Annotated in this window: 9 protein-coding genes and 1 riboswitch; of the genes, 6 read left to right on the top strand and 3 right to left on the bottom strand. The window is 30.5% G+C overall.

Annotated elements, in window-relative coordinates:
* Window positions 1–19: 19 nt before the first annotated feature.
* The 3 genes from PZA12_RS05380 (at window position 20) to surE (ending at window position 3026) form a co-directional block, all read left to right on the top strand.
* Window positions 20–916: a dihydroorotate dehydrogenase gene (locus PZA12_RS05380; RefSeq protein WP_103698177.1), complete on the top strand. Its 897-nt coding sequence runs from the start codon at window positions 20–22 to the stop codon at window positions 914–916.
* Between the two features lie 92 nt (window positions 917–1008).
* The gene (pyrE, locus tag PZA12_RS05385; protein WP_103698178.1) at window positions 1009–1683 is read left to right on the top strand and encodes an orotate phosphoribosyltransferase; all 675 of its coding nucleotides are present in this window, start codon (window positions 1009–1011) and stop codon (window positions 1681–1683) included.
* Between the two features lie 581 nt (window positions 1684–2264).
* On the top strand, window positions 2265–3026 hold the full coding sequence (surE, locus tag PZA12_RS05390) for a 5'/3'-nucleotidase SurE (RefSeq protein ID WP_103698179.1): 762 nt from the start codon (window positions 2265–2267) through the stop codon (window positions 3024–3026).
* Window positions 3027–3058: 32 nt separating this feature from the next.
* Here surE and PZA12_RS05395 read toward each other — a convergent pair whose 3' ends face one another.
* Window positions 3059–4441, bottom strand: a complete 1383-nt coding sequence (locus tag PZA12_RS05395) for a DUF2334 domain-containing protein (protein ID WP_103698180.1) — start codon at window positions 4439–4441, stop codon at window positions 3059–3061.
* 651 nt (window positions 4442–5092) lie between these two features.
* Here PZA12_RS05395 and pflB (PZA12_RS05400) point away from each other — a divergent pair.
* The 3 genes from pflB (PZA12_RS05400) to pflB (PZA12_RS05410) all read left to right on the top strand — a co-directional run bounded on the left by pflB (PZA12_RS05400) (window position 5093) and on the right by pflB (PZA12_RS05410) (window position 11063).
* A complete protein-coding gene (gene pflB / locus PZA12_RS05400; RefSeq protein WP_173711171.1) occupies window positions 5093–7324 on the top strand; it encodes a formate C-acetyltransferase in 2232 nt (743 codons plus the stop codon).
* Between the two features lie 340 nt (window positions 7325–7664).
* Complete coding sequence (gene pflA, locus PZA12_RS05405; RefSeq protein WP_077841187.1) at window positions 7665–8390, top strand: pyruvate formate-lyase-activating protein; 726 nt, start codon at window positions 7665–7667, stop codon at window positions 8388–8390.
* Window positions 8391–8663: 273 nt separating this feature from the next.
* Window positions 8664–8762, top strand: a riboswitch (ZMP/ZTP riboswitch).
* A gap of 69 nt (window positions 8763–8831) precedes the next feature.
* Entirely contained in the window at window positions 8832–11063 is a 2232-nt protein-coding gene (gene pflB, locus PZA12_RS05410) for a formate C-acetyltransferase (RefSeq protein WP_206501099.1), read from the top strand.
* Window positions 11064–11353: 290 nt separating this feature from the next.
* On the opposite strand, the gene PZA12_RS05415 is transcribed toward pflB (PZA12_RS05410), so the two are convergent.
* Window positions 11354–11515 (bottom strand): rubredoxin, encoded by a 162-nt coding sequence (locus PZA12_RS05415; RefSeq protein ID WP_011968355.1) that lies wholly within the window; start codon window positions 11513–11515, stop codon window positions 11354–11356.
* 161 nt (window positions 11516–11676) lie between these two features.
* Complete coding sequence (locus tag PZA12_RS05420) at window positions 11677–12306, bottom strand: 3'-5' exonuclease (protein ID WP_103697883.1); 630 nt, start codon at window positions 12304–12306, stop codon at window positions 11677–11679.
* Window positions 12307–12565 lie beyond the last annotated feature (259 nt).

Below are 12565 nucleotides of genomic sequence, written 5' to 3' on the forward strand. Positions count from 1 at the left end.
ACCAAAGGAGAAGAAGAATATGATGAAAGTAACTATTAATAACGTAGAATTTAAAAATCCTGTAATAGCAGCATCGGGAACCTTTGGTTTTGGTGAGGAATTTAATAATTTTTATGATGTTGGAATTCTTGGTGGAATATCTTCAAAAGGGCTTACAATAAACCCCAAGCAAGGAAATGAAGGGATAAGAGTATATGAAACACCATCAGGAATGATGAATTCAGTAGGATTACAAAATCCAGGAATGGATGCATTTATAGAAAATGAGCTTCCGAAAATGAGAAAGTACGGAACTAATGTTATAGCAAATATTGGGGGAGGATGCTTGGAAGACTATGAAGCTGCTGTAAGGAAAATTGATAGCAGTGATGTTGACATGATTGAACTTAATATTTCCTGCCCAAATGTAAAGCATGGTGGTATGGCTTTTGGGATTAAGTCAAAAGTAGCATATGATGTGGTTAGAGAAATTAAAGCCATGACTAAGAAGCCGTTGATGGTTAAATTATCTCCTAATGCAGAAGATATAGTAGATATGGCTGTAAAGTGCCAGGAAGCAGGAGCGGACTCTATATCATTAATAAATACCTTAAAAGGGATGGCTATAGATGTATATAAAAGAAAGCCGGTATTTAATAATATAACTGCAGGTCTTTCAGGGCCAGCTGTAAAACCAATTGCTCTTAGAATGGTTTATGAAGTGGCTAAGGCTATAGATATTCCAGTAATAGGACTTGGAGGAATATCAAGTGGTAAAGATGCCATAGAATTTATGATGGCAGGAGCTAGAGCAGTACAGATAGGAACGATTAATTTTGTAAATCCTATGGCAGGGAAAGAAATAGTTGAGGAAATGGAAAGTTTCTTGAAGGAACAAGGAATTAAGGATATTAACGAGATTATAGGAATAATATAAATAGATTATAGATCCTAATTACTAATAATGAAAAATAAGCAACTGATAAGTGAATATTAATAATTACAAAGTAGATATTGGAGGAATTTTAAATGAAGGCGTACAAGAAAGAATTTATAGATTTTATGATAGAATGTGGAGTACTTACATTTGGAGATTTTGTTACTAAGAGTGGAAGAAGGACTCCGTTCTTTGTTAATACAGGAAATTATCAAACAGGAAGCCAATTAAAAAGACTTGGAGAATTTTATGCAGAGGCAATAAAAGAAAACTTTGGAGATGATTATGATGTATTATTTGGGCCTGCATACAAAGGAATTCCTCTAAGCGTTACAACATCTATTGCTTTGTCTAGCTCATTTGATATTGATGTAAGATATTGCTCAAATAGAAAAGAAGTAAAAGATCATGGAGATACAGGAATTCTTTTGGGAAGTAAATTAAATGATGGAGATAAAGTATTAATAGTTGAAGATGTTACAACAGCAGGAACATCAATTTACGAAACTATGCCTATCTTAAAAAGCCAAGCAGATGTTAATGTTAAAGGTCTTATAATATCAGTAGATAGAATGGAAAGAGGGCAAGGAGAGCAATCAGCTCTAGCAGAAATTAGAGAAAAATTTGGATTTAAAACTTGTGCTATAGTTACAATGGCGGAAGTTATAGAATACTTATACAATAAAGAGATTAACGGAACTATACTTATAACAGACGAAGTTAAAGGTAGAATTGAAGAATATTACGGACAATATGGTGCAAAGTAAAATTATTGCGAAGCACTCGAAATATAAAAATACTTGCAATTTCATGAATTTTTAAGTTTACTGCTAAGCAACTGAAACGGAATATATGCGTTTGCTCCGGTTCCTTGAAGATTTCGCAAAAACATATATTCCATTTCTGATATTTAGCGTAAATTCAAAGTAATGCATATTTAAGCAAGTATTTTTATATTTCTTTGGCTAGCAATACATTTGGTATAACGCATATAAACTTTAGAGTATAAATTAATTGACATTTTTAATTCCTATTTAATATAGGAGGTATTGTAATTTCTTTAAGATACTATTTGTTAAGTATATATTGTAACAGCAGAACAAAGAAATAGAATACATATATGTGGAGCAGGCATTGAAAAATAAGCTGCTGGAATATCTTAATGGTAAGTTGTTCCACTTTCGCTTGTCCTGTGCTTGTCACAGGAGCATGCAGAAGTGGTGCAACTTTCTATTTAGATATTCCCAGAGAAATTTTTCACAGTCCTGAGGAACATATATGTATTCTATTTCGGGTGTTCATTGCTTCACATTAAGTTGTGATCAAATACATTTACAAGGAGGGAAAGATGAATATTTTAATTACTAACGACGATGGAATAAATGCACCAGGAATAATTGCTTTAGCTAAGGAAATTTCTAAGGAGAATAAGGTTATAATTGTTGCACCAAAGGATCAAAAAAGCGCTTCTAGCCATTCAATATCTATTCATAGTCCGATTAAAATCAAAGAAGAATTTATTGAAGGCTTAGATTGCAAGGCTTATAGTGTGGTGGGAACGCCTGCTGATTGTACTCAAGTTGGGTTATCTTTTTTGAAAGAGAATATAGATCTTGTAATATCTGGAATAAATAAGGGACCAAATGTAGGGACTGATATTTTATATTCAGGTACGGTATCGGCAGCAATAGAAGGAACCATATATGGAATTCCATCAATTGCGGTTTCAATGGATGTTGAATATGGGAAAGATGATGAGGATTATTCTAAGGCTGTAAAATGGGCGATAAAAGTTTTAAATATTGCAAAGAAAGAATACTTAAAAAGTGATGTAGTATTAAATCTTAATATTCCAAATTTTAATGAAAGAGATATAAAGGGCATCAAAGTCTGTAAGATTGGAAGGTCCACATATAAAACAGAATATATACTTTTAGAAAGTAATGAAGAAGGTGACTTGTATACAACGAAAGGAACAAGAAATGCTATCAAGGAAGAAGAAAGTGATTTATATTATCTATCTCAAGGATATGTTACATTAACACCGCTTCATTTTGATTTTACTAATTTTGCAATATTAAGTGATGTTACGAAAATATTTGAAAAATAAAGGCTTGTCATATGAATGGCAAGCCTTCTGTATTACTTATTTATAAGTTTATCAATATGAACGGTAGTATAATCATTATCTTTAAGTGCTTTTACTATTTGTTGCAAAGGTGAACGTGCATCATAATTCACGTTAAGTGTGTTTCCATTTAGGTTAAAGTTTATATAATCTATTTCTATAGATGGATGATAATAAAAGCTATTAAGCGTATCAGCATCTCCTTCATTAATAGTATTTACCATACGAGTTGTATCTGTTGATGGATCAGCTATACGACCTAATGGAGTTGGGACAAATAAGTGAGAATCATCTGGCTTATATATGTTCTTTTTTGTATAATCATATGGCTCGTATATGAACTGAAAATATTCACTAATTATTTTCTTTTGTTGCTCAGTATCTCTGTAATGAGGGCTTTCGTAATACGAGATAGGAATGTTTAGAGCACTTGCAGTATCTATACCTTTTTCGATTACTGCTCTAGTCTCAGCCTCTGTACTATTTACGTCTTTAGACATTTCTTCACCAGTTCCACTCGCATCATTGCCAGATTGATGGGTATATCCGTGTAAACCTATTTCTCCGCCTTTATTAAGAGCATAATCTAATACATTTATAAATCCTACATTTACAATGTTATCATTCGTCAACAAATCATTATCAAAATTTGCTGAAGGAACTACAAATCTAGGTATCCATGAAATATGAAATTTTAGTCCTTGGGAAAATAGCAAATTAGCCATTATCTTTATTTTTGTTTGATTCTTATCTACAACATTTGTATAACCGCAACCAAAATCTTCAAAACGTATTAAACCAATTTTATCGCTATATAGTATAGCTGAATCTTCTGGTTCCTTTACATCGTTAGGTATTAAACTTATATTTTTGTTCTGAAAGTCAAATACGGCAAATAAATCAAAAATCTCTTCTATATCTGAAATTGAAATATAATAGCTTCCATTATTGTTAAGTAAGTTACCACGAAGAGTACCCTTTCTAGAATTCTTTTCATAAGTGGTTTCATTTAATAAAATTTTATTACTATCATTGTATATTGATATGGAATTATTAGAAGTATCTAAAGTATAATTAAGTTTACTGCAAATAAAAGTTAGTGGTAAATAATATCTTTGGGCTTTTAGCAGCATTGGAACATTAGTTAGATTTCCTGTATTCAAAATATTTAGGGTTACATCATTTACCTTTGTTACAGGCTTGTCTGAAAATTTAATTTTGGGTGTATATGTACTTTTAAATTTTTCCTCTGGTAACATACTTGAGTATAATGTTTTATTAATAATAGTTAGATTCTTTCTAAAAAAATTAAAATAAGAAAGAACTTGATATAATATAAAGACAGATAGAGCTATTGATAAAAAAGAAAATAAAGATAGTTTAGCATTCCTTTGCATATGTTTTCTCCCCTTTGAATTATGTATAAACAATATTGTAACAAAATTATATCATTATTTTGTGTCAATTATTTTGTACAAATGTTAAATTTATGTTAGAAATTCTAAAAAAAGTTGACAAAGAAAACTTTTTAGTATAGTTTTATAGCCTCATAAGTTTAAACTGTGAAATTCAGAAATGGATTTTAAAAGGTTAAAGAATATTTGAAATTTATAAACGCAAATAATAGCATGTTTAAAACGTTTTCTAATAATACTAATATGTTAATAGAAATTGATTTATACACCTAAAGAAAAAATATAACAGATTTAAGAAATGGTAAAGGTTATGAAATTAACAGTATAGTAATCTAGAGATAAATGAATCAATAACTTGAGTTATTTATCAATAATATTTTTCATAAATTAAAGATACTATCTTAATTAGTGATAAGTGAAAAGTTAAAAGGGAGGATTTTAGAAGTATTATTTTATGAAAAGCCTATGGCTTTTCTTCACTGCCAATAGTTTTATTGACAAAAAGTGAAATTAATTACTAATTGATAAAAGATATCATTGACATGCCTTTGATTAAAGTATACAATAATGGTATGAATTAATTGATTAAAAATTAACAAAGTTTTTAATCAAAAGTATAAAGGAGGAAAACTAATGTTTAAACAATGGGATGGATTTAAAAACGGAACATGGCAAGAGAGTATTGACGTAAGAAACTTTATACAAAAAAATTATAAGTTATATGAAGGAGATTCAACTTTCCTAGAAGATAAAACTGAAAAAACAAGTAAAGTATGGGCGAGAGCTTATGAATTAATAGTAGAAGAAGTTAAAAAAGGAATTATAGATGTAGCAACTGATAGAGTATCAGGAATAGATAACTATGAACCTGGATATATAGATAAAGATAACGAAGTTATAGTTGGGCTTCAAACAGATGCACCACTTAAGAGAATAGTAAATCCATTTGGTGGAATGAGAATGGTTCAAAGCTCTTTAAAAGAATATGGATATGAGTTAGATAAAAATATCGAAGAGTATTTTCCTAAGTATAGAAAGACTCACAACGAAGGTGTATTTGATGCGTATACAAAAGAAATAAGGGCAGCAAGAAGTGCTGGACTATTAACCGGCCTACCAGATGCGTACGGTAGAGGAAGAATAATAGGTGATTATAGAAGAGTAGCTCTTTATGGTATAGATTACTTAATAGAAGAAAAGAAAAAGGATCTTGATAATCTAAATGGTGATATGCTTGATGAATTGGTAAGAAAAAGAGAAGAAGTTTCAATGCAGATCAGAGCTTTAGGCGAAGTAAAATCAATGGCAGCAAAATATGGAATTGATATATCTAAGCCAGCATCAAATGCAAGAGAAGCAGCACAACATTTATACTTTGGTTACTTAGCAGGAATTAAGGAAAACAATGGAGCTGCAACATCATTTGGAAGAACTTCAACTTTCTTAGATATTTATATTGAAAGGGATTTAGAAGCCGGATTAATTACAGAAAAAGAAGCTCAAGAAATAGTTGATCAATTAATCATAAAGTTAAGATTGGTTAGACACTTAAGAACTCCAGAATATAATGAATTATTTGGAGGGGACCCAACTTGGGTAACTGAGTCAATTGGCGGTATAGGTATAAACGGGAAGCCTCTTGTTACTAAGAATTCATTTAGATATCTTCATACATTAATAAATTTAGGAACATCAGCAGAGCCAAACTTAACAGTTTTATGGTCAGATAAACTTCCAGAAAACTTTAAGAAATATTGTGCAGAAATCTCAATAAAGACAGATTCGATTCAATATGAAAATGATGAAGTTATGAGACCAGTTTATGGAGATGATTATGCTATAGCTTGTTGCGTATCAGCTATGAAGGTTGGTAAACAAATGCAGTTCTTTGGAGCTAGAGCAAATATAGCTAAATCACTTTTATATGCTATAAATGGTGGAGTAGATGAATTAAAAGGTATTAAGGTAGTACCAGGAATTGAAAAACTTACAGACGAAGAGATTCTTGATTTTAATAAAGTAAAAGCAAATTACTTTAAAGTATTAGAATATGTAGCAAAAGTTTATGTAGATACAATGAACATAATTCACTTTATGCATGATAAATACGCTTATGAGGCAAGTCAAATGGCTCTTCATGATACAGCAGTGGAAAGATTAATGGCATTTGGTATTGCAGGCCTTTCAGTAGCTATAGATTCATTATCAGCTATAAAATATGCAAAAGTTAAACCAATTAGAAATGAAGAAGGTATAACTGTAGATTTTGAAGTTGAAGGAGATTTTCCTAAATACGGAAATGATGATGACAGAGCAGATGATTTGGGTGTAGAATTAGTAACTAAATTCTCAAATGAGCTTAAGAAACATCCACTATACAGAAATGCAAAACATACATTATCAGCGCTAACAATAACATCAAATGTAATGTATGGTAAAAAGACAGGAACAACACCGGATGGAAGAAAGAAAGGTGAACCTTTAGCGCCAGGAGCAAATCCAATGCATGGAAGAGATATTAATGGAGCATTAGCATCACTTAACTCAGTAGCTAAAATACCATATAATGAAATTTGCCAAGACGGTGTATCTAATACATTCTCAATCGTTCCAGATGCACTTGGAAAAAATGAAGATCAAAAGATTAATAACCTAGTTGCAATATTAGATGGATATTTCACTCAAGGAGCTCATCATCTAAATGTTAATGTTCTTAACAGACAAACATTAATAGATGCAATGGAAAATCCAGATAAGTATCCAACACTTACAATAAGAGTTTCAGGATATGCTGTTAACTTTAGCAGATTATCAAAAGAACAACAATTAGAAGTTATAAGCAGAACATTCCATGAGAGCATCTAATGAGAAGTACGGTAATGTATATTAGTTAAGGATTACTATAAAATAAGTTTTTGGAAGAAGGGGAAGGTGAACTTTCCCTTCTTTTGCCTTATGATGAAGAAACAATAGAGTTAGATAATATTAAGGGATGATATGGTGTACCATATACAATTCTCTTAAATATTAATAAGCTTATTTAAGGGAATAATAAATTAATATATATTCTAAAAGTGTTAATTCAATAAGCGTTCTCTTAAAGTACTAAATAATATCCCAAAATAATTTTATAGAGGATGAATTATATTATTTAGAACTTATGTATATTAATTTGAAGTATAATAAAGTATAGGGGGTGTAACAAATGGTAAAAGGTAATGTTCATTCAATAGAGAGCATGGGTCTTGTGGACGGACCAGGAATTAGAGTGGTAGTATTTTTGCAAGGTTGTGCGTTAAGATGTAAGTATTGTCATAATCCTGATACTTGGGCTGCTAATGGTGGAGAGGAATATACTCCAGAGCAGTTAGTTAAGAAGATTGAAAGATTTAAAACTTACTTTGCAAGTAGTGGTGGAGGAGTCACATTTTCAGGTGGAGAGCCTTTAAGGCAGCCAGAATTTTTACTAGAAACTCTTAAATTATGTAAAAGTAAAGGAATTAATACCTGTATAGATACAGCAGGTTATGGATTTGGTGATTATGATGAAATATTAAAATATACAGATTTAGTTTTATTTGATATAAAACATTTTACACCAGAGGGATACAAAAATGTAACACTAATGAATATAGATGAATCTTTAAAATTCTTGGAGGCGATGAAGAGAAATAATACAAAGATGTGGATAAGGCATGTTGTGGTTCCAGGGTTAACAGATGATGTAGAACATTTAAAGGAGCTTAAAAAATACATCGATGAGATACCTAATGTTGAAAAAGTAGAATTACTTCCATATCATTTATTAGGTACAAATAAGTATGAAGGACTAGGGATTAAATATCCTCTTGAAAATGTAAAAGCCATGGATAAGGAATTAATTAAAAAATATCAAAAAGAGATATTTGGAGATTATTCTTATGACAAATAAGATGATTGAATGGGGATTTTAAATTTAGTATCAAAATTAACTTAATGCATTATCAAATAAAATAATAGGTTCAAAATTCTATGATTATTTTTCATTAGGTAAAGAAGCAAATTGGGCTTATAGCTAGTCTATTAGTGTAATCTGCTGATAGAAGCATAATGGAAAATAAGTTTTGCAGATGGATGCGTTATTTCTTGATTATACTTAACAATAATAAGTGTAAAATTATTCTTGTTGACAAACCAAATGGTTTAGTATTATTCTTATATTAGATATTAGTCATATGACTGACGGAAGTGGAGTTACCACATGAAGTATGACTAGGCGTATTATCTTATATGCCACAAAAAGCCGACCGTCTGGGCAAAAAAGCCTGGATTGTGTCGGCTTTTTTATATGGAAAAAATTATATAATTGAATTTATTTTAGGGAGGAAAAAATATGTTTAAACAATGGGAAGGATTCAAAAACGGAACATGGCAAGAGGGTATTGATGTAAGAAACTTTATACAGAAAAATTATAAGTTATACGAGGGAGATGGAAGTTTCTTAGAAGAGAAAACAGAAAGGACAAGCAAAGTTTGGGACAAAGCTTATGCCTTAATAGTTGAGGAAGTAAAAAAGGGAATAATTGATGTTGCTACAGATAGAGTATCAGGGATAGATAACTATGAACCTGGGTATATAGATAGAGATAACGAAGTTATAGTTGGGCTTCAAACAGATGCACCACTTAAGAGAATAGTAAATCCATTTGGTGGAATGAGAATGGTTCAAAGTTCATTAAAGGAATATGGATATGAACTTGATCCAGAAATTAATAATCATTTTTCAAAATATAGAAAGACTCACAATGAAGGTGTTTTTGATGCGTATACAAAAGAAATAAGAGCAGCAAGAAGTGCTGGATTATTAACTGGACTGCCAGATGCGTACGGTAGAGGAAGAATAATAGGTGATTATAGAAGAGTAGCTCTTTATGGTATAGATTACTTAATAGAAGAAAAGAAAAAGGATCTTGATAATCTAAATGGTGATATGCTTGATGAATTGGTAAGAAAAAGAGAAGAAGTTTCAATGCAGATAAGAGCTTTAGGCGAAGTAAAATCAATGGCAGCAAAATATGGAATTGATATATCTAAGCCAGCATCAAATGCAAGAGAAGCAGCACAACATTTATACTTTGGATACTTAGCAGGAATTAAAGAAAATAATGGAGCTGCAACATCCTTTGGAAGAACTTCAACATTCTTAGATATATACATTGAAAGAGATTTGGAAGCTGGGTTAATCTCAGAAAAAGAAGCTCAAGAAATAGTTGACCAATTAATTATAAAGTTAAGATTAGTTAGACATTTAAGAACTCCAGAATATAATGAATTATTCGGGGGAGATCCAACTTGGGTAACTGAGTCAATAGGTGGAGTTGGTATAAACGGGAAGCCTCTTGTTGCTAAGAATTCATTTAGATATCTTCATACATTAATAAATCTAGGAACATCAGCAGAACCAAACTTAACAGTTTTATGGTCAGATAAACTTCCAGAAAACTTTAAAAAGTATTGTGCGGAAATCTCAATAAAGACAGATTCGATTCAATATGAAAATGATGAAGTTATGAGGCCAATATATGGAGATGATTATGCTATAGCTTGTTGTGTATCAGCTATGAAGGTTGGTAAACAAATGCAATTCTTTGGAGCTAGAGCCAATATAGCTAAATCACTTTTATATGCTATAAATGGTGGAGTAGATGAATTAAAAGGTATAAAAGTAGTACCAGGAATTGAAAAACTTACAGATGAAGAAATTCTTGATTTTGATAAAGTAAAGGCAAATTACTTCAAAGTATTGGAATATGTAGCAAAAGTTTATGTAGATACAATGAACATAATTCACTTTATGCATGATAAATACGCTTATGAGGCAAGTCAAATGGCTCTTCATGATACAGCAGTAGAAAGATTAATGGCATTTGGTATTGCAGGTCTATCAGTAGCTATAGATTCATTATCAGCTATAAAATATGCAAAAGTTAAGCCTATTAGAAATGAAGAAGGGATAGCTGTAGATTTTGAAGTTGAAGGAGATTTCCCTAAATACGGGAATGATGATGACAGAGCAGATGATCTAGGCGTAGAATTAGTAACTAAATTCTCTGGAGAGCTTAAAAAGCATCCTCTATACAGAAATGCAAAACATACATTATCAGCGCTAACAATCACATCAAATGTAATGTATGGTAAGAAGACTGGAACAACACCAGATGGAAGAAAGAAAGGTGAACCTTTAGCGCCAGGAGCAAATCCAATGCACGGTAGAGATATAAATGGAGCGTTGGCATCACTTAACTCAGTAGCTAAAATACCATACAATGAAATTTGTCAGGATGGTGTATCTAATACATTCTCAATCGTGCCAGATGCACTTGGAAAAAATGAAGATCAAAAGATTAATAATTTAGTTGCAATTTTGGATGGATATTTTACTCAAGGAGCTCATCACTTAAATGTTAATGTTCTTAACAGACAAACATTAATAGATGCGATGGAAAATCCAGATAAGTATCCAACACTTACAATAAGGGTATCAGGATATGCTGTTAACTTTAGCAGATTATCAAAAGAACAACAATTAGAAGTTATAAGCAGAACATTCCATGAAAGTATTTAATCAAATTAAAATAGAGAAGGGATAAGCAAAAATCCCTTCTCTATTTTAATTTGTAATAATTATATTTAGGCTTTGTCTTAGTAAAATTATAGATGAATTTCAATGAACTAAAATTTTAAGAAGATTTTAATGGTTTCAAGTTAATAAATTAATTGTGGATATAAAAAGACTATAGGACATAATATACCAGTCCATATAGTCTTTTTGATCTCGTATGAAAATATTAATTTAAATTATCTTTAAGTATACTAATTTTTACGAGATGAGTTAAATATAATTTTTATAATGTGTTATTCTAGTACAGAAAAATTATCTTTGTTAAAAGCGCAAATGGGGCATACCCAATAGTCAGGCAAATCATTAAAATCTACATGTGGAGCAATTCCACCATCAGGATCTCCAAGTTCTGGATCATAAATATATCCGCATACTTCACAAACATATTTTTTCATCTTATCACCTCATTTATAGTTTAAACAAGACAAGAATAAATTTTAAAACTGTTTAAATCCTAAAATTTTAGATACCATAAAGAATACATATAGTAAAAGCCCCGAGTTATAGTATATTATATGATATTTTTATTGAGGTGTTAATTAATAAAAATTATATTTTATTTTACTCCATTAGAGTTCTTAGCTAGAATATTTGAAAAATACCCCTTTGGAAAGTACCCTTTCTTTAATCCTTCGATAACAGTTAAATATGTTGCAGCTGTATCAAATCTAGCATCATGATAATTTCCACTACCTTCAAATAATTTTTCAGATGTCTCAACAATTTGTTCATTTGATATGTTTAACCAATCTATTACTTCAGATAATTTTGGATTTTTGATTTCTCCATTGGCCTTTGGAATCTTACATATATCTCTATAGTAAGCCATAGTGCAGAAAACATTTTTTGGGTAAAAATCTTCTCCTAAAGAGAACAATTCATGTTTTAAAAATCTAACATCAAAATTAACATTATGACCGATTAGAAAATCAGCAGTCATAAAATCATCAAGAAATTCAGGTACTAAATCCTCAAAATATTGTCCATCAGATAATTCATAAAGCTTCTCTAAAGAAAAACCATGAATTTCTTGGGCAGAAGGGTCCATCTCATCGACTGTAAAAAAGAAGTTTTTACCAGTAGTTATCTGAGGTTTTGTACTAGCATCAACAGTTATGTAACTTAACTGACATATGCTGCCGGGTTTTATACTAGTGGTTTCTGTATCAAAAAATAATAATTTCATTAAAGTGTACCTCCATCTTCTGCGTAAAACATTTAAAAACAATTACGTCTATATGCTTACTAATAAATTCATTATTAAGTTGCTAAATTTAATTATATAGTATTTACGAAAAAATTCAAATAAGGTATAATCAGATAAGAATGATTATTAATTAATAAAATTGTTAGATAATAATTTAAGATGAAACTTGTTATGAGCAAATAATAAATTTGTTATCTGGAAAGAATAGAATTAATATTGGATTAATTAGGAGGAATAT

It is taken from the genome of Clostridium beijerinckii (assembly GCF_036699995.1).
Lineage (GTDB): Bacteria > Bacillota > Clostridia > Clostridiales > Clostridiaceae > Clostridium > Clostridium helianthi.